Origin of the sequence: Ochrobactrum sp. SSR (genome assembly GCF_030067775.1) — a bacterium.
GTDB lineage: Bacteria > Pseudomonadota > Alphaproteobacteria > Rhizobiales > Rhizobiaceae > Brucella > Brucella teleogrylli.
The window spans coordinates 1,125,177-1,142,106 of record NZ_CP125971.1; the positions used below are offsets into that span (position 1 = coordinate 1,125,177).

Here is a 16,930-nt window from a genome sequence, read left to right on the forward strand (position 1 = left end):
CATGAAAGGTTTAACCCTCACTCTGGCGGCGTTCGTCCATGCACCGACAGTTTTGCCGGAAGCAGTGCGCGCTGCCGGGCGGCGCTCATTGCTCAATATGGTCGGCACGGCCATAGGCGGCTCGAACGAAGCGGCGATACAAAAGCTGATGGCCATGCTGCCAGCCTTTTCTGGACCGGCGATAGCGAGCATCATTGGCCGCTCGGAGCGTGCCGACATGCTTTGGGCGGCCTATATCAATGCCGCTTCCGCCAATATTTTCGACTTTGACGACACGCATGTGCCGACAGTCATTCATCCATCGGCACCTGTCGCACCAGCCATTCTGGCGCTGGCCGAAGCCATGGCCGGGGAAGGGCGTCCGGTATCTGGCGCCGCGCTGATCGAGGCCTTCGTGCTCGGTGCGGAAGTGACGTGCCGGTTGGGCAATGCGTTGCATCCGGTTCATTATGCACGCGGCTGGCACATCACTTCCACCTGCGGGGCATTTGGTGCCGCATTGGCAGCAGGTCGGCTGCTGGGGCTTTCTCCGTCGCAACTCGTTGATGCGCTGGGTCATGCATTGGCACAGGCATCCGGATCGGTCGAAACACTGGGCACTATGTCCAAAAGCCTTTCCGTAGGGCAGGCTGCACGAGCAGGCCTCATGTCTGCCTTGCTGGCCGCCGACGGATATACCGGCCCGGCGGAGCCGCTGGAGGGTGCGTGCGGCTTTCTGGCTCTGCATTCCGATACGCCGGACTATGATGCGCTGACCGGCGGACTTGGCAGCGATTGGGAAATCCTGAAGAACACATTCAAGCCCTATCCATGCGGTGTGGTGCTCAATCCGGTGATTGAAGCTTGCCTTGAACTGCACGTTGAGGGCGGTCTGCGGGCCGATGCCATTACCGCTGTAACACTGACCGGCCATCCATTGCTGCGCCAGCGCACGGATAGGCCCGGCGTTACCACCGGACGGCTGGCGCAAGTCAGCGCCCAACATGCCGTTGCGGTCAGCTTACTGTGGGGCAAGGCCGATCTGGCGGCTTTCTCCGATGCCGCGGTAGCCGAGTCTGAACTGAAGGCGCTGGGTGAAAAACTGTCCTTCGTCGATGATCCGTCGTTTTCTTTCGAAGCGGTCGAGGTTTGCGTTCTGCTCGAAGATGGGCGCAAACTGGTGCGCAAGATCGATGGCGCCAAGGGCGGGCTGGCTCATCCAATGAGCAACGCTGAACTGGCACGGAAATTCAAGGCGCAGATCGACTGGCGCGGAATTGCAATTGACGACGAGGCGCTGATCGCTGTCCTTGAAGGGATAGAGAATGCCGCCGACGCCACCTCATTTCTCAGCCTGGCGCGAGCCAGATAGAGCATCGAGATAAATGCATAAGCAAGGGAGAGCGAAATGAATGCAGGAAAAATTGCCGACCCGATTTTTACGCTGACCACCGGCCCTGTCGATGCCTATCCGGCTGTATTGCGGGCCTTGTCGCGGCCGGTTCTTTATGATTACGACCCGGCATTTCTTGCGTTCTACGAGGCTGTAAATGCCAAGGTGCAGCGCGTGTTTCACACCAAAACACCGCCGGTTATCCTGCATGGAGAGCCTGTTCTTGGGCTGGAAGCGGCTGCCGCTTCGCTGATCGCCAGAAACGATGTGGTGCTCAATCTCGTTTCGGGCGTCTACGGAAAAGGCTTCGGCTTCTGGGCTGCGCGCTATGCGAAGGAAGTGGTCGAGCTGGAAGTGCTTTATAATGAGGTGCTGACCGCCGAAGCTGTGGCTGATTTCCTCAAAAAACGTCCTGATGTTGCGATTGTGTCGATCTGCCACCACGATACGCCATCCGGCACGGTCAATCCTGTCGCGGAAATCGGCGCGGTCGTTCAGGCTGCTGGCAAATTGTTCATCGTCGATTCCGTATCGGCATTCGGCGGCATGGATGTGCTGCCTGAAACGGCGCATGCCGACATGTTCGTGACCGGTCCGAACAAGTGTCTCGGTTGCCCGCCCGGGCTAACGCTCCTGCATGTCAGCGATGCGGCCTGGGAGAAAATCGCGTCCAATCCCGATGCGCCGACGGCTTCCATCCTGTCGATCATTGATTGGAAACGTGCCCATGAAGCTCACAAGCCTTTCCCTTTCACGCCATCTGTTTCCGAAATCAATGGGCTGGATGCGGCGCTCGACCTCTATCTGGAAGAGGGCGAACAGGCCGTCTGGGCGCGCCATGCCTGGACTGCCAAGGCCTGCCGCGCAGGCATTCAGGCCGCCGGTCTGAAGCTCTGGGCCGCACGGGAAGAGATCGCGTCGCCGACCTGTACCGCTGTGGCGATCCCGGAAGGGGTGGATGAAGCCAAACTGCGGGCGGCGATCCGTGACCGCTATGGAGTTGTCTTTTCGTCTGGGCGCGGTGAAACGCTCGGCAAACTGACCCGCATCGGACATATGGGGCCGACAGCACGTCCGACATATTCGCTCGTCTCGGTTGCCGCCATTGCAAGCGGTCTCAAGGCGGCAGGTGTGCCAAATATCGACGTTGGCGCAGGTGTTGCAGCGGCGATGGCGGTGATTGAAGAGGCACCCGCTTAACGTTCTGCACCTAAAACGGGCAGAGAGAACAAGGGGATGCTTTCAAAAAGTGCAGTTATCGTATAGTAATACGGTAATATGCCCGCTTTTCGCTTATGGGGCGCAAACTTATGGCGATATTGATGAACGGAAAAAACCCACCTATTGATTTCAAAGTGATAAAGGCTGCCGCACCTGTCCGTCATAGCGTTACAGAAAGTATCCGTAACTCTATCGCGATTGGGTATTTCACCGCCGGGCAGCGCATCACGGAACGTGATTTGTGTGAAATGACTGGCGTGAGCCGCACGGCTGTGCGCGAAGCGCTGCGTCAGCTGGAGAGTGAAGGCCTTGTGGAAGTGGTGCCGCATCGCGGTCCCATCGTCGCGCGGCTGAAGCCTGAACAGGCCGAGGGCATCTATCAGGTGCGTATCGAACTGGAAGGTCTTGCCTGCGAACTGTTCGCCCAAAATGCGACCGATGATGACATTGCAGCTCTGAAGGCAGCATTCGAAGTGCTGAAGAACAGCGATAAGATCACCGATCCTCTGGAGCGGCTGACGGCCAAGAACGCGTTCTACGACTGCCTGATCTACGGTGCCCATAATGAGGCGCTGGGCCATACGCTGTCGTCATTGAACGCTCGCGTCATGGTTCTCCGCGCAACTTCGCTCGGCGCGCCGGGTAGAACGCGCGAAAGCCTCACCGAGCTGGAAGAGGTCGTTGGCCATCTGGCAGCCAGACGCGGCAAGGAAGCCCGCAGGGCGGCGGCTTATCACGTCATGAATGCGGGCAAAGTCGCAATCGCCATTCTGCGCAAGCGGCTGGCCGAAGAGGCCAGCGCTTCTTAAACCGGATGTTTGGCGCCGGGATCATATTCCCGGCGTCGCACCACCGTCGACATTGATGACCGTGCCATGCACATAGGCAGCCGCAGGGCTGCATAGAAAGCGCACAACGTCGGCAACTTCATCGGCTTCTCCATAACGCTGGATTCCTTGCGCTTCACGCAGCGCATCGCGTGCTGCATCCAGAGAAATATTCTGTTCCTTCGCCAGCACTTCGATACGACGCAGCAGCCGGTCGGTCACGATATGGCCGGGGCAGAGCGTATTGATCCGCATGCCGGTGCCTTGGGCGCGCTTTGAAATCGCCTTTGTAAAGTTGATCAGGGCTGAGTTGACCGAGCCGCCAATCGTGAAGTCTGGCTCGGGCGTATGCGCGCCGACGCCGGATATATTCACAATGCTGCCTTTGCTCTCGACAAGGGCCGGCCATGCCGCTCGGCAAAAGCGCACGGTGGCATGAAACTTGAGCGCAAAGCCCTCCAGAAAGTCATCATCGCTGAGCGACAGAAAGTCGCCGCGCTTGGTCGCGCCTGCATTGTTGATCAGCGCATCGATCAGTCCGGTGACGGCGAGCGTATCGGCGACAACTTTTTCTGCAGCACCCGGCTGTGAAAGATCGGCGGCAATGACGACGACTTCCGGCGCACCAGCGGCGCGTGCAGCCTCCGCAGTCTCTTCCAGAGCTGCCGCATCACGGGCGCAAAGACCAAGCGCGAACCCGTCTTTTGCCAGTCCGATAGCGGAGGCTTTCCCCAATCCGCGGCTCGCTCCGGTAACAATTGCTGTGCGCATTTTCTCTCTCTTATGAACGCTGATCTGCGGGCGTTATTGAAATTTCCCTTTATATCCAAATGGATGTAAGGATTTCTGCAAATTCACCGCTAGTCGATTTTCAATATTGTATTACGGTATGATCATGCTATCGTATTCTCGCACTGTCAATCGGGGTGAGGTTCATGCGCAGCAGAGATCTTTCGGTGATCTGCGTTTCGGACCCGCTTCGTTCCAAATGGAGGGGTCAGATGCGAGGCTGTAACAGATTGGCAATTCGCCTAATCCAGGGCTTGGTCGAGCGCCGCTATGGGGCGGCGCATCGGGTTGCCTTGACGCCTGCCTCGCAGCGCAGATGCACCGGTTCCGGCGTCACGCCTGCGCGGCGCTCCATCGGAATTTCGGCGCGTGTTGCCCAGTCATCGCCCTTGTGCCCGCACCAGATGCGCTGCACGGCCATCTTGTCGCCGACCGAGTTCAACTGGAAGACATTGCCCGTCTTCACATCGACACCAAAGCTGAATGAACGGCTCGCGCCGGGTGCAACTTCGCCAAGATCGGCGGAGAACCAGTGCGCGAAAGCAGCCGAACATGCCAGTGAAGTCTTTCCACTGTTCTCGACCGTAATGTCGAGCGACTGGCCGCCGATGGCGGCCTGCGCGGTGTTTAATCCAAGAAGTGTTGTAACAAGAAAGGTAAGGTGAATTCGCATTTTTAAAATTTTCTCCCGTTTGTACTTAAGATTCAACCGGAGAATAAGAAATAGTCAACAAAATTCTACAATAGGGAACGAAAAAATGAAGAAAATGGGAATCAGTACAGTAAGTAAAGCTGTGCTTGCTCTTGCAGTAAGCGGCTGGATGGCCAGTACTGCATTGGCGGAAGATATCAAATCAATTGCTATTCTGGCCCCGGAAATGGGAACCGACATGGGCTGGAACCAACAGGGCGTGGCCGCGGCCAAGGCCGCTGGCGAAGCTGCCGGTGTGAAGGTCGTGGTTGCGGAAAATCTCGGCTATGGCGACGTGCGCCCAACGCTGCGCGAGCTTGCCGAAGATGGCGCCGGTCTGCTGATCGCGCATGCTTCCGGCTACAACACTGCCGGGCCGGAAATCGGCGAGGAAATGAAGGTTCCTGTCGCGATTGTCGACAGCCCGGACAAGCTTTCCGCAGGCAAAGTGGCCGATTATACCGCTGCCGGTAGCGACGGTGCTTATCTCGCCGGTCGTCTCGCCGCCAAGGTCAGCCGCACCAAGGTCGTCGGTATCGTCGTTTCTGGTGAGCCGCCATCGTGGAACAACATGTCGGTTGCTTTTGCCCAGGGCGTGAAGGCTGAAAACCCGGCGGTTGAAGTTCGTTATGCCGTCATTGGACCAGCTGCCTATGCGGACGCCGCAGGCGGCAAGCGCGTGACGGAAACGGTTATCGCTTCCGGCGCGGACGTTATCTTCGGACAGGGCAACGGTTCCAGCTTCGGCATGTTGCAGGCCGTTGAAACCACGCCTGCGACGGATGGCGGCAAGGCCTATTTCATCGACGTCATCGGCGACAAGAGCCCGATCGACAAGGGCTTCCTTCTGTCTTCTGTCATTTGGGATCTGAAACCCGTTTATGCGGCGATGATTCAGGACCTGAAAGATGGCAAATACGGCAGCCATAACTATAATATCAAACTGGATGACGGCAGCCTGCGTCTTCTGAAGACTAAGAACATCCCGGACAATGTGTGGAAGGAGATCGAAGATCTTCAGGCCAAGGTTGTCTCCGGCGAGATCAAGGTTGAGCCGAAGTTCGACGCCGACAGCGTGCATGCGTTGGTGAAAACGGTCGCTTCCAAGTAACCGGCTTGCTCAAGCATCGGCTCAGAAATCGGGCTCGATTTCTGAAAAAGCGATGCATGGATAAAGCAGTGAGAGCGAATTTTGTGCGCCCGAAAGGACGCACGACGCTCGAATACCCGTCTCGTTGCTTCCGCGCATCGTCGTGATCCATCCGGTCGCGACGAGGCGGACTTCCATGAAGGACAGTTTGATGCAGGCGACAACAGAAAAAGTAGTCCCTCTTCCATCACACGCGATAAATTCTCCGGTCAGTGCATCGGGCATGCCCTTTGTCGCTCTGCGCGGCATAACCAAGCGCTTTCCGGGTGTCGTCGCCAATAGTAATGTCAGCACAGATATCTGGCCGGGCGAGGTTCATGTTCTCCTTGGCGAAAACGGTGCGGGTAAATCCACACTTGTCGGCATGCTGTCCGGGCTGCAGCAGCCTGACGATGGTTGGATCGAGGTGGATGGCGCACAGGTCAACATCACATCGCCCCGCCATGCATTGTCGCTGGGGATTGGTACTGTTTTCCAGCATTCCATGCTGGTTCCGAGTTTGACGGTCGTCGACAATTTTACACTGGGCGGCGCATGGTGGCGGAAACCGGATCGCAGCGGCGTTGCGAAGCGTATCAACGAAACGGCAAGCCGCGTGGGATTGCGGGTTGATCCGTTTGCGCTGGTCTCCAGCCTGTCGCTGGGCGAACGGCAGCAGGTGGAAATTCTGCGTGCCTTGATGCGTGGCAGCCGATGCCTGATCCTTGACGAAGCGACAGCCATGCTGACGCCAAACGAGGCCGTGTCGTTGGGGCAACTGATGCGGCGGCTCGTGGCGGAAGGGCTGGCGGTCATATTCATCACCCACAAGCTCAACGAAGCGCTTGCCTATGGCGACCGGATTTCCGTGCTGCGCCTCGGCAAGAACGCTGGCGCTATCGCACCGGAAGAGCTGAAATCCCATACCGATGCAGAAAACACAGCCAATATCATCCAGCTCATGTTCGGCAATGCCGCCACGGGTGACGGTGAAACCGCGCCACGTGTCAGCCGCGATTTGGGCGCGACGGTACTGACGGTCGAAAAGCTTAACTCCAGCGCGGGGCGCATTCCGGTTCGCGATGTTTCGCTGACCATCCGTGCTCGGGAAGTACTGGGAATTGCCGGTATCGACGGCAATGGCCAGAAAGAACTCGCGGAAGCGCTTGCAGGCCAAGCGCCGTCCGTCGGAAGCGTTCGCTTGCACGGGACTGAAATCGGCGCGCTTTCGGTGGGTGAGCGCCGTACGGCAGGCTTGCGCTACGTGACGGATGATCGTCTTGGCGAGGGAACGGTGGGCGCTTTCGCGGTCGCCACCAATTTTCTGTTGAAAGACATTGGCGCCGCCCCATTCTGGCGCAAAGGGCTGGAAAAACCTCAACAGATCCGCGCTCAGGCTGCCGAACATGTTCGCAATTTCGATATCCGCACGCCGGATGTCCAGACGCCGGTTGGCACTTTGTCGGGCGGCAATATCCAGAAGGTTCTGCTGGCGCGTGAACTGACAGGCGCAGCCGAAGCGGTGATTTTTGCAAAGCCGACCTATGGGCTCGACGTGAAAAACATTCGGGCCACCCGCCAGCGTATTCGTGATGCCGCAGATGCTGGCAAGGCGGTGTTGCTGATTTCCACCGATCTGGACGAGCTTCTGGAGCTTGCCGACAGAATAGCCGTGATCGACCAGGGCAGAGTGCTCGGTACGGTCCAGAATGAAGCAGGCGCGCGCGATACCATCGGCCGTCTGATGAGTACCGGAGAAGAAGAATGAGCGATCAGCAAGCCGGCACGGCTGGGATGGCTGGACAGATGGCACGTCTGTCTTTTTCCGCGTGGGGCAGAATCCTTGCCGTCAGCGTTGGACCGCTGGTCGCGGCCCTTGTTCTGGGTGGGCTGATCCTGCTCGCCATGGGCGTCAATCCGCTAAGTTATTATGCCTATGTGGTCGAGCGGGGGATTTTATCGCCGTCCGGTCTATCGGCAACGCTGACCCGTATGGGGCCGTTTCTGCTGATCGCGGCAAGCCTGATCGTGGCTTTCCGTGCTGGCATCTGGAATCTTGGCGGCGACGGGCAGTTTCTGTTCGCTGCGGTGATTGTCGCGGCTACCACACCGCTTTTGCACACGGCCGGATTGCCAATCTGGCTCAACCTTGCTGTCGGTCTGGTAATTGGTCTGGCGGTTGGGGCGGTCTGGGGCCTGTTGCCTGCAATGCTGAAGGCGTGGCATGGCATCAATGAAATCATCACTACTTTGATGATGAGCTTCCTTGGCGTTTCGCTGGCCAATGTGCTGGTGAAGCTCGCTTTTCTCGATCCGGCGACCACGACCCCGCAAACGCGCACGCTTCCGGTGGATGCGCGCTTGCCGAAGCTGTTCGATACGACCATTTCATCGGGCCTGATCATCGGCCTCGTCGTTATCATCGCCATGCATCTGATGATGACGAAAACCTCGTTTGGCATGAAATTACGGCTGGTCGGGGCCAATCCGCGCGCCGCCGTTCATGCCGGTCTATCGGTTCCGAAGCTGACCATCGCCGTCTTTGCCATTTCGGCAGGCCTTGCCGGGCTGTCCGGCGCGGTGGATATTCTGGGCACGCAAGGCAATGTCCGCGCGGACTGGAACCCGGCCTACAGCCTAACGGTGGTGCCGCTGGTTTTCCTCGCGCGGCTCAACGGCTTTGGCTCCATCGCTTATGTCTTCCTGTTTTCCGCCCTCACAATCGGCGGGGAAAGTGCAGCGCGTCGGCTTGGTGTCCCAAGTTTCTTCTCGCTCGTCATCGTGGCGTTGTTGCTGATCACCTTGGCGCTGGCGGAATATTTTGACAAGAATCGCCGTTACCGGGCGAAGGTCTGAGGAGGAGAAAACATGGCGCTTTTTACGGATAGTTTCATCATCACGCTGTTCCTAGGTGCAATCGCTGCGGGTACACCACTTTTGCTAGCAGGGCTTGGCGAGCAATTGTCGGAAAAGGCAGGCGTCCTGAATATCGGGCTCGAAGGCATGATATTGGTCGGTGCCTATGCCGGTTTTCTGGTGGCATGGACCACCGGCAGCATGGGGCTCGGCTTCGTCGGCGGCATGGCGGCTGGCGCGTTCATCGCATCCTTTATGGTGCTGTTTTGCGTGCGGCTCGGCCTCAATCAGATCGTCATCGGTATTGCCCTGACGCTCGCTGTGCAAGGTCTGACCGCACTCCTGCATTTCGTGCAGTTTTCGCAAACATACCCACGTCTGGACGGTGCTCCGAAATGGCCGATCTGGCCTCTGTCTGAAGTTCCCGTGCTGGGACCAATCCTGTTCAACCATAATCCGGTTGTTTATGTGGCGGTCATTCTGGTCGCGGTTTTCGCCTGGATTTACCGGATGACGCATCTCGGCACAGCTCTGCAGGCGGCGGGCGATAAACCGGCGGCACTTGATGCAACCGGTGTGGATATTGTCCGCACGCGAAGTATTGCCGTACTGATAACCGGTGCATTGGCCGGTCTTGGCGGAGCCTTCATGTCGGTCACAGTTGCGGGCGTGTTCATTCCGTTCATGAGCCATGGCAACGGCTTCATCGCCATCGTTCTTGCTATGCTTGCGCGCGGCAGGCCGTTGTGGGTATTGGGCGGCGCACTACTGTTCGGTGTCAGCCTATCGATGGCAACGGCGTTACAGGTTGCCGGCGTCAATGTGCCTACAGACGTGATCCAGATGTTGCCATTTGCCATGGTGATGTTGGTATTGTTGATCGCTGGCCGCAAGGCAAGCTTGCCGCAAGCACTTGGTGAAAGCTTCGTGCGTGGAGCACGTTAGTCTCTGCATGTGCGATGGCCACCACGTTCTGCTTTCTGAGAATATGTGTCATCGTTCTATTAAACCTTTGGCATCGGATTATAGTGACATGTAATAGCAAGAGATAACGATGACACTGCTTTAGATCGAAGGCGACTGGGGTAATAAAGTAGGGCCACCAGTTGTGCTGAATTGAGCCAATGCAAAAGTGTACGAAGCGTAGCACTTACCACTCATCATATAAGAATCAATTTTTTGCCTAGGCCGACGCACCCGCTAATGTTCTTGTTCGCGCGAGGCCCTGATCGTGGTCGACAGATTATGACTGGCAATCAGATCAAGAGGTTAACTGTCTGTTATTGCCGCAGTATCGAGCCTCTCGGCGCGCCAGGGATGTTTTTCGAGCCATTTGCAGAAAGCTGCGATGGCGGGGACCCGCAGATGCGCTTTCGGGAAGACAAGATAAAAGCACGGCACTTTTGCTTCCGGCATGGTGGTCATGATCTCGCGCCCGAAAGGCGCGACGAGACGCCCAAGCTTGAGGTCTTCCTCCGCGTCAGCGATGGAGAGGAGCCCGACGCCTAAGCCCGCCACGGTCGCGCGGCGCATGGTGGCGGCGTCCTGAAGGCGCATATTGCTTGCCGCCGGATCGAACGCGACGCCCATATGATCCAGAACATCGGCCCACAGGTTGCCCGAAAGCACGGGATGCAGCAGCGTCATAGGGAGAAGATCGGCGGGTGACGCGATCTGGCGCGCCAGATCGGGCGTGCAGCAGATCACCTTTACGTCGCGGGTCAGCGGCCGGGTCTCATAGTTTTTCCAGCTCCCCTGAACATCGCCTCCAAAACCCCATTGTATGGCGACATCCACATCGTCGCGGGCAAAATCCGGCAGCTCCACCATGGTTGTCAGGCGAAGATCGGCGCCCGGCACAATGTCGCGAAAGCCGCCCAGCTTTTCGAGCAGATAGCGTGTCGCAAAATAGGGGCTGGCATTGATGTTGATCCGGTCGCGCTGGCCGGTCTTGCTGATGCGGCGGATACCCTCGGCAAATTCGGCAAAGCCGGACTGGACATAATGACCGAGCAGAATGGCATTCTCGGTCGGTTCGACCGTGCGTCCTTTCCGCTCAAAGAGCTGGACACCGGTCGTTTCTTCAAGCTGCTTGATCTGCTGGCTGACGGCTTGCGGGCTGACCAGAAGGTCGTCGGCGGCGCTGCGAAAACTGCGGTGGCGCATTACCGCGTGAAACACACGCAGCGCGTTGAGAGGGGGCAGTCTGATTGTCCGCTCGCTCATATCACTCCATCACGAATGCCGGCTGGTCATCTATTCGCTTTTCCTGTGCCAAATCGCTTCGCGGTTTTGCCGGAAACGCTATTTTCTATGTCATCGGCCCGAAGCTCAGAACTGATTTCGGGCCGATGCTTCATTTTATTTACTTGGCCGACACATAGCCCTTCGAAATATCTTCGGCGCGGGCTTGCGGGTCGCGGTTCTGCGGCTCGCCATAACCGCCGCCGCCCGGCAGTTGCAGCACCAGCCTGTGGCCTGACGGGACATGCTGCCAGCCTTTCGGCTTCAGCTTGGTGCCGTCATCCAGCGCCACCACTCCCGGCGCGCCTTCGCCGCCGCCATTGCGGCCTCTGGCGCGATGGTGAACGCGGTCGAACATCGCCGAAAAATCGAACTCGTGGCCGGGAATGGCTCCGATTTCAATCGTCTGACCGAGGCCGCCGCGATATTCGCCGTCACCACCGGAGTCAGGACGCAGTTCCTTGCGCCAGACGACAATCGGGCCGGTATGCTCGGTCGCCTCGATCGGCATGGTCATCACGCCGGACGGGAAAGCGGTCGCCGACAGGCCGTCAAGTTCGGGACGTGCGCCCATACCGCCGGAGTTGAACATCAGGATTTCGGCCTTGCGTCCGGCTTGACCCGCCACGGGACGCGCCGAAATGTGGATATTCCACAATGCGGCAGCGCCTTCGGCCAGAATCTGGCCGGGCAGGGCCTTGGCCAGCGCGCCGAGAACGAGGTCGGGAACCATATGGCCGATGACGTGGCGCAGCGAAACCGGGGCCGGGCGCTCGGCATTGAGGATATTGACCGGCGAGGAAATCGTGAACAATTCCAGCGAGGCCCAGTTGTTGGGAATATCCGGCGCGATCACGCATTTCAGGGCATAGCAGGCATAGGCCTTGGTGTAGATGATCGGGACATTGATGCCCCATGGGCTGACGGCATCGCTGCCCGCAAAATCGACATTGACCGTATCGCCTTCAATCTCGACCTTTGCCGCGAGGCTGATCGGCTTGTCATAGCCATCGGTCACAAGTTCGTTCGCCCATTGGCCTTTCGGCAATGCGCGGATGCGTTCCAGCGTCGCGGCGCGGGTGCGTGCAAAGATGAACTCGCCTAGCGTGTCGAGCGATGTCAGACCGATTTCCTGCATCATGTCGATGAGGCGGTTATGGCCGACATCGTTACAGGCCGCGAGCGAATAGAAATCGCCGACAACCTGATTGGGCTCGCGCACATTGGCGCGCAGCATGCGCACCAGATCCTTGTTCACCGCGCCACGCTCGGCAAACTTCATGATCGGTATCTGGATGCCCTCTTCATAGACCGACTTGCCATCGGCGCCGAAGCCACGCCCGCCAACATCGACCACATGCGCCGTACAGGCAAAGAAGCCGACCAGCTTGTCGCCGAGGAAGGATGGCGACACCATGGTGATGTCGTGCAGATGACCGGTGCCTTTCCATGGATCATTGGTGACATAGGTGTCGCCGGGATACATCTCCTCGCGCGGGATTTCGGCCATGAAATGCAGCACGGCCTCAGCCATGGTGTTCACATGGCCGGGCGTGCCGGTCACGGCCTGCGCCAGCATGCGGCCCTGAGGGTCGAACACACCGGCAGACAGGTCACCCGCCTCGCGAACCGAGGTAGAGAAGGCCGTGCGCAGAAGGGTGAGCGCCTGTTCCTCGACAACCGAGATCAGACGGTTCCACATGACCTGCATGCGGATTTCCTGTGTCGCGTCGCTCATGCTGCTGTTTCCTTGCGCAGGAGAAGAAGGGCGCCGTCATCCTGCATGACCACATCGAAGGGCGAGGTGACAACGGTGGAGGTTTCCCGTTCTACGATCACGGCTGGGCCGCTGACGCGCGCGCCGGGGGCAAGCGTGTGGCGTTCCACAATGGCGGTCGTCAGATTGGCGGCCTGTGCGGGATCAAAGACGGCGCGGGTAACCGGCGTTTCAATGGTCGAGCGACCGAAGGTCAGCGCATGGCGTTTGGGCGTGGAGCGTTCGTCCTGCGCCTTGACCGACCAGGTTACGATTTCGATTTCGAGACCATCCAGCCCATCAATGGCACGACCGAAGAAACGGGCATAGTTTTGCCGGAAGCTGTCGCGGATCAGTTCTGCGTCGGCTTCGGTAAAGCTGCGGTCGGGAAGCGTCACCGGGATTTCCCAACCCTGGCCGACATAGCGCATGAAGGCGGTGATTTCACGCAGCACCTTGCCGTTCGTACCTGCGCGGACAAAGCCTTCCGCCGTCGTCTTCAGCTCGTCCAGCAGTGTGTTGACGCTGGCAGCCTTGAAGTCCGACATGCGCACGATCTTCGAGGCCAGCGCCTCATAGCCGAAAGGTGCCTTGAGGAAGCCGATGGCCGAGCCGACGCCTGCGCCAGCAGGGATCAGGCACTGGTCGATGCCGAGCTTTTCGCACAGGCGCGCCGCATGCAGCGGTGCCGCGCCGCCAAAGGCGATCATGATATTGTCGGAAATGTTCTTGCCGTTTTCCACCGCGTGAACGCGGGCGGCATTGGCCATGTTTTCGTCCACCACTTCGCAGATACCGAAGGCGGCAGGCTCCACGGCAATGTTGAGTTTGTCTCCCACATCGCGCGCCACGGCTTTGGCGGCGTTTTCCACCGATAGGCGGATTGCGCCACCGGCAAAATTATCCGGGTCGAGCTTGCCGAGCAGCAGATCAGCATCGGTGATGGCCGGGCGTTCGCCGCCGCGCTGGTAGGAGGCCGGGCCGGGTTCGGAAGCTGCCGATTCCGGGCCGGTCTGGATACGGCCCATGGCGTCGACCCATGCAATAGAGCCGCCGCCAGCGCCGATCTCGATCATCTCGATCACGGGGATGGAGATCGGCATGCCCGATCCCTTGCAGAAGCGATAGGTGCGGGCCACTTCGAATGTGCGGGCAGTCTTGGGAGCAAAATCTTCGATCAGGCAAATCTTGGCGGTCGTGCCACCCATGTCATAGCTCACCACTCTGTCAAGGCCAAAGCGCTGCGCCACATCGGCAGCAAAGATCGCGCCGCCTGCCGGTCCGGATTCAATGAGACGCACCGGAAATTCGGATGCGGTCTCGACGGTGATCAGCCCGCCGCCGGAGTGGATGAGGAAGACCGGGCACTTTGCGCCCATCTCCGCCAGACGCACCTGCAAGCGGGAGAGATAATCCGCCATTTGCGGACGCACATAGGCATTGGCGCATACAGTGTTGAAGCGCTCGAACTCGCGCATCTGCGGCGAGACTTCGGAGGAAATGGAGACCGGAACCGAAACCTTGCGCGCGATGATATCGCGGGCGCGGCGTTCATGGTCCGGATTCATGTAGGAGTGGATGAAGCCAATGGCCACCGCGCCGAAACCACCTGCGGCAATGGTGTCGGCAATGGCCTCCAGCGCCTCTTCGTCGAGGGCCAGAAGTTCCTGCCCCTGCGCGCCGATGCGCCCTTTGACCGCAAAGCGATCCTCACGCGGGATCAGCGGCTTTGGCAGGCGCAGATTGAGATCATATTGCTCGAAGCGGCTTTCGGTACGCATCTCGATGACATCGCGAAAGCCATCCGTCGTCACAAAGGCCGTGCGCGCGCCGCGCCGCTCAATCAGCGCATTGGTGGCCAGCGTGGTGCCATGAATGACAATGTCGAGATCGGCAGGGCTGATACCCGCATCGCGGGTCACAATGGCAATGCCGTCGAGGATCGCCTGTTCGGGCGCGCTGTAATTGGTCAGAACCTTCGTGGAATAGAGCGCACCTTTGCATTCGAGCGCGATGTCGGTGAAGGTGCCGCCGATATCAGCGCCAAGGCGGATGGTCTGGCTCATGCTGGTTCCTTTTTAGTGCGCATCCCGAAAAGTGTGAAACGGTTTTCGGAAACGATGCGCGTTAAAATAAGCAGCTAAAATGCATATCTGATCCAATCAGACCGGCACTTTAGCGAGGGCTGCGGCGCGCATCTGGCTGAGCGTCTGGCGCGGTGTCAGTGCTTCGGGTGAAATGTCGAGATCGAGCACAGCGCCCCTGCGCGATGCGCGGCCGCGGGCAAAAGCGGCAGGGAAGTCTTCCGTCCGCTCAACGCGCTCCGCATGAAAGCCATAGGCCTTGGCAAGCGCCACGAAATCGGGGTTGTCCATAGTGGTGCCGGAAACACGACCCGGATAATTCCGCTCCTGATGGGCGCGGATCGTGCCATAGATACCGTTATTGAGGATGAGCACGATGGGTTGCGCGCCCGCCTGTTTGGCAGTCGCCAGTTCCTGGCAATTCATCTGAAAATCGCCATCCCCGGCAAAGCAGACAACCGTGCGCTCCGGAAAGGCCACCTTCGCGGCGACCGCTGCTGGAAGACCGTAACCCATCGCGCCCGATTGCGGCGCGAGCAGGCGGCTCTTCTTGCCGAATTTGAAGAATTTGTTGGGCCAGACGGTGAAATTGCCTGCGCCATTGGTGAGAATGGCGTCTTCGGGCAGCACATCGCGGACATGCTCCATCGCTACCACCATATCGACGGGCGAGGGCTGCGAAGGCGCCGAAAAACTCGCCTCGAAAGCGGCGCGGGCATCCGCCCGCAACTTATTCCAGTCGCCTTTGATCGGCTTCAAGGCGGTAGCGAAAGCATTGGGGCCAGCCTGAATGCCGAGTGTGGGCTGGTAGATCTTGCCGATTTCCCGGTCCGAACCGTGGACATGGATGAGCTTCTGCGCCGGGACCGGCACGGAAAGCAGAGTATAGCCATCCGTTGTCATTTCACCGAAGCGGACATTGATCGCGAGGATCAGGTCGGCATCGCGGATCAGCGCCTTGACATGCGGCAGCATGCCGACGCCTGCCTCGCCGACGAAGGAGGGCGAGAAATTGTCGAACTGGTCCTGATAGCGGAAGGCAGCGACAACCGGAATGTCGGAGGCTTCAGCAAAGTTTTGCAGGGCGTCGCGCCCGGCCTCAGTCCAGTTGATGCCGCCCATCAGGATGACAGGCCGCTTAGCTGCGCCGAGCAAGGTCTGCACGTCGTCCAGAGCGGCGGCGGAAGGTGCGGCTTCGCTGATCTTTGCGGGGCCGGAAAGGGGAGCTGCATCTGTTGCAGAGGTCAGCATGTCTTCCGGCAAGGCGATGACCACCGGGCCGGGGCGACCCGTGGTCGCCGTCGTCCAGGCGCGGGCCAGAATTTCGGGAATACGGTCGATATCATCGATCTCGGTCGCCCATTTCGCCATGGTGCCGAAGACGGCGCGGTAATCGATTTCCTGAAAGGCTTCACGGCCCTTCATGTCGGTTCCGACCTGTCCGACAAAGATCAGCATAGGTACGGAATCCTGCATGGCGGTGTGAATGCCGACGGAGGCGTTGGTGACGCCGGGGCCGCGTGTGACGAAGCAGAGGCCGGGTTCGCCGGTGAGCTTGCCCCAGGCTGCTGCCATGAAGGAAGCGCCGCCTTCGTTGCGGCACATCACAAAGTCGAGCGCGCCCTTGGTATCGTGCAATGCGTCAAGCACGGCGAGATAGCTTTCTCCCGGCACACCGAACGATTTTCTTGCTCCCAAAGCGACGAGGCTTTCGACGAGAAGCTGGCCTCCGTTACGCATTCCAGATTCCTTCCTGTGCGCCTTTTCGGCGATCACCTTGTGAATGATCATGCCAGCCGGAGCATTTTCACGAAATCAAGATAATCCGGCAATTGGCAAGTTTTACTTGTCTTTCGGTGGAGCTATGGCGTGGGCTTTTCGCGCGCGCATAGCTGATCGGTGCGCGGCTCTTGCGAGCGATGCCCGGTATGATGCTGATGAAACGACAAAGGCGACGCAGA

The 16,930-nt window shown here is 58.9% G+C and carries 14 protein-coding genes; 7 read left to right on the forward strand and 7 right to left on the reverse strand.

All coding sequences use genetic code 11. The annotated features are described in order from the left end of the window. Nucleotide 1 precedes the first annotated feature (1 nt). The 3 genes from QLQ11_RS22745 to QLQ11_RS22755 all read left to right on the forward strand — a co-directional run bounded on the left by QLQ11_RS22745 (nucleotide 2) and on the right by QLQ11_RS22755 (nucleotide 3,402). Complete coding sequence (locus QLQ11_RS22745; protein ID WP_283735359.1) at nucleotides 2-1,351, forward strand: MmgE/PrpD family protein; 1,350 nt, start codon at nucleotides 2-4, stop codon at nucleotides 1,349-1,351. Between the two features lie 36 nt (nucleotides 1,352-1,387). Beyond that, nucleotides 1,388-2,572 carry a pyridoxamine--pyruvate transaminase gene (ppaT, locus tag QLQ11_RS22750; RefSeq protein WP_283735358.1) on the forward strand — a complete coding sequence of 395 codons (1,185 nt, stop codon included), beginning with the start codon at nucleotides 1,388-1,390 and terminating at the stop codon, nucleotides 2,570-2,572. Nucleotides 2,573-2,694: 122 nt separating this feature from the next. Further along, on the forward strand, nucleotides 2,695-3,402 hold the full coding sequence (locus QLQ11_RS22755; protein WP_209446013.1) for a GntR family transcriptional regulator: 708 nt from the start codon (nucleotides 2,695-2,697) through the stop codon (nucleotides 3,400-3,402). Nucleotides 3,403-3,423: 21 nt separating this feature from the next. Here QLQ11_RS22755 and QLQ11_RS22760 read toward each other — a convergent pair whose 3' ends face one another. Together QLQ11_RS22760 and QLQ11_RS22765 are read right to left on the reverse strand one after the other, a co-directional pair. Beyond that, nucleotides 3,424-4,191 (reverse strand): SDR family oxidoreductase, encoded by a 768-nt coding sequence (locus QLQ11_RS22760; RefSeq protein WP_283735357.1) that lies wholly within the window; start codon nucleotides 4,189-4,191, stop codon nucleotides 3,424-3,426. A 286-nt stretch (nucleotides 4,192-4,477) separates the two neighbouring features. Then, nucleotides 4,478-4,882, reverse strand: a complete 405-nt coding sequence (locus QLQ11_RS22765) for a hypothetical protein (protein WP_121539378.1) — start codon at nucleotides 4,880-4,882, stop codon at nucleotides 4,478-4,480. 85 nt (nucleotides 4,883-4,967) lie between these two features. Here QLQ11_RS22765 and QLQ11_RS22770 point away from each other — a divergent pair, with 85 nt between their 5' ends. Then, complete coding sequence (locus tag QLQ11_RS22770; RefSeq protein WP_121539377.1) at nucleotides 4,968-6,011, forward strand: BMP family protein; 1,044 nt, start codon at nucleotides 4,968-4,970, stop codon at nucleotides 6,009-6,011. Between the two features lie 21 nt (nucleotides 6,012-6,032). Here QLQ11_RS22770 and QLQ11_RS22775 read toward each other — a convergent pair whose 3' ends face one another. Further along, nucleotides 6,033-6,275, reverse strand: a complete 243-nt coding sequence (locus QLQ11_RS22775; protein ID WP_283735356.1) for a hypothetical protein — start codon at nucleotides 6,273-6,275, stop codon at nucleotides 6,033-6,035. Here QLQ11_RS22775 and QLQ11_RS22780 point away from each other — a divergent pair. Genes QLQ11_RS22780 through QLQ11_RS22790 form a run of 3 tightly spaced genes read left to right on the forward strand, consistent with a single transcriptional unit; the run spans nucleotide 6,274 to nucleotide 9,830 of the window. Then, nucleotides 6,274-7,797: an ABC transporter ATP-binding protein gene (locus tag QLQ11_RS22780; RefSeq protein ID WP_121539375.1), complete on the forward strand. Its 1,524-nt coding sequence runs from the start codon at nucleotides 6,274-6,276 to the stop codon at nucleotides 7,795-7,797. The genes QLQ11_RS22775 and QLQ11_RS22780 overlap by 2 nt on opposite strands. Beyond that, nucleotides 7,794-8,885 (forward strand): ABC transporter permease, encoded by a 1,092-nt coding sequence (locus QLQ11_RS22785; protein ID WP_283735355.1) that lies wholly within the window; start codon nucleotides 7,794-7,796, stop codon nucleotides 8,883-8,885. The genes QLQ11_RS22780 and QLQ11_RS22785 overlap by 4 nt, the downstream gene beginning before the upstream one ends. Nucleotides 8,886-8,897: 12 nt before the next feature. Beyond that, complete coding sequence (locus QLQ11_RS22790; protein ID WP_121539373.1) at nucleotides 8,898-9,830, forward strand: ABC transporter permease; 933 nt, start codon at nucleotides 8,898-8,900, stop codon at nucleotides 9,828-9,830. A 324-nt stretch (nucleotides 9,831-10,154) separates the two neighbouring features. Here QLQ11_RS22790 and QLQ11_RS22795 read toward each other — a convergent pair whose 3' ends face one another. From QLQ11_RS22795 to QLQ11_RS22810, 4 genes are all read right to left on the reverse strand, one after another. After that, entirely contained in the window at nucleotides 10,155-11,111 is a 957-nt protein-coding gene (locus QLQ11_RS22795; RefSeq protein ID WP_121539372.1) for a LysR substrate-binding domain-containing protein, read from the reverse strand. A 139-nt stretch (nucleotides 11,112-11,250) separates the two neighbouring features. Then, nucleotides 11,251-12,867 (reverse strand): hydantoinase B/oxoprolinase family protein, encoded by a 1,617-nt coding sequence (locus QLQ11_RS22800; RefSeq protein WP_121539371.1) that lies wholly within the window; start codon nucleotides 12,865-12,867, stop codon nucleotides 11,251-11,253. Further along, the gene (locus tag QLQ11_RS22805) at nucleotides 12,864-14,951 is read right to left on the reverse strand and encodes a hydantoinase/oxoprolinase family protein (RefSeq protein ID WP_283735354.1); all 2,088 of its coding nucleotides are present in this window, start codon (nucleotides 14,949-14,951) and stop codon (nucleotides 12,864-12,866) included. The genes QLQ11_RS22800 and QLQ11_RS22805 overlap by 4 nt, the downstream gene beginning before the upstream one ends. A 96-nt stretch (nucleotides 14,952-15,047) precedes the next feature. Continuing rightward, entirely contained in the window at nucleotides 15,048-16,709 is a 1,662-nt protein-coding gene (locus QLQ11_RS22810; protein ID WP_121539396.1) for a thiamine pyrophosphate-binding protein, read from the reverse strand. Between the last annotated feature and the right edge of the window lie 221 nt (nucleotides 16,710-16,930).

What these genes read in the sequence shown, in the direction of transcription:
- QLQ11_RS22805 (WP_283735354.1), bottom strand. Translation starts at nt 14,951, where the DNA reads ATGAGCCAGACCATCCGCCTTGGCGCTGATATCGGCGGCACCTTCACC.
- QLQ11_RS22800 (WP_121539371.1), bottom strand. Translation starts at nt 12,867, where the DNA reads ATGAGCGACGCGACACAGGAAATCCGCATGCAGGTCATGTGGAACCGT.
- ppaT (WP_283735358.1), top strand. Translation starts at nt 1,388, where the DNA reads ATGAATGCAGGAAAAATTGCCGACCCGATTTTTACGCTGACCACCGGC.
- QLQ11_RS22780 (WP_121539375.1), top strand. Translation starts at nt 6,274, where the DNA reads ATGCCCTTTGTCGCTCTGCGCGGCATAACCAAGCGCTTTCCGGGTGTC.
- QLQ11_RS22755 (WP_209446013.1), top strand. Translation starts at nt 2,695, where the DNA reads ATGAACGGAAAAAACCCACCTATTGATTTCAAAGTGATAAAGGCTGCC.
- QLQ11_RS22770 (WP_121539377.1), top strand. Translation starts at nt 4,968, where the DNA reads ATGAAGAAAATGGGAATCAGTACAGTAAGTAAAGCTGTGCTTGCTCTT.
- QLQ11_RS22785 (WP_283735355.1), top strand. Translation starts at nt 7,794, where the DNA reads ATGAGCGATCAGCAAGCCGGCACGGCTGGGATGGCTGGACAGATGGCA.
- QLQ11_RS22775 (WP_283735356.1), bottom strand. Translation starts at nt 6,275, where the DNA reads ATGCCCGATGCACTGACCGGAGAATTTATCGCGTGTGATGGAAGAGGG.
- QLQ11_RS22760 (WP_283735357.1), bottom strand. Translation starts at nt 4,191, where the DNA reads ATGCGCACAGCAATTGTTACCGGAGCGAGCCGCGGATTGGGGAAAGCC.
- QLQ11_RS22810 (WP_121539396.1), bottom strand. Translation starts at nt 16,709, where the DNA reads ATGCGTAACGGAGGCCAGCTTCTCGTCGAAAGCCTCGTCGCTTTGGGA.
- QLQ11_RS22745 (WP_283735359.1), top strand. Translation starts at nt 2, where the DNA reads ATGAAAGGTTTAACCCTCACTCTGGCGGCGTTCGTCCATGCACCGACA.
- QLQ11_RS22765 (WP_121539378.1), bottom strand. Translation starts at nt 4,882, where the DNA reads ATGCGAATTCACCTTACCTTTCTTGTTACAACACTTCTTGGATTAAAC.
- QLQ11_RS22795 (WP_121539372.1), bottom strand. Translation starts at nt 11,111, where the DNA reads ATGAGCGAGCGGACAATCAGACTGCCCCCTCTCAACGCGCTGCGTGTG.
- QLQ11_RS22790 (WP_121539373.1), top strand. Translation starts at nt 8,898, where the DNA reads ATGGCGCTTTTTACGGATAGTTTCATCATCACGCTGTTCCTAGGTGCA.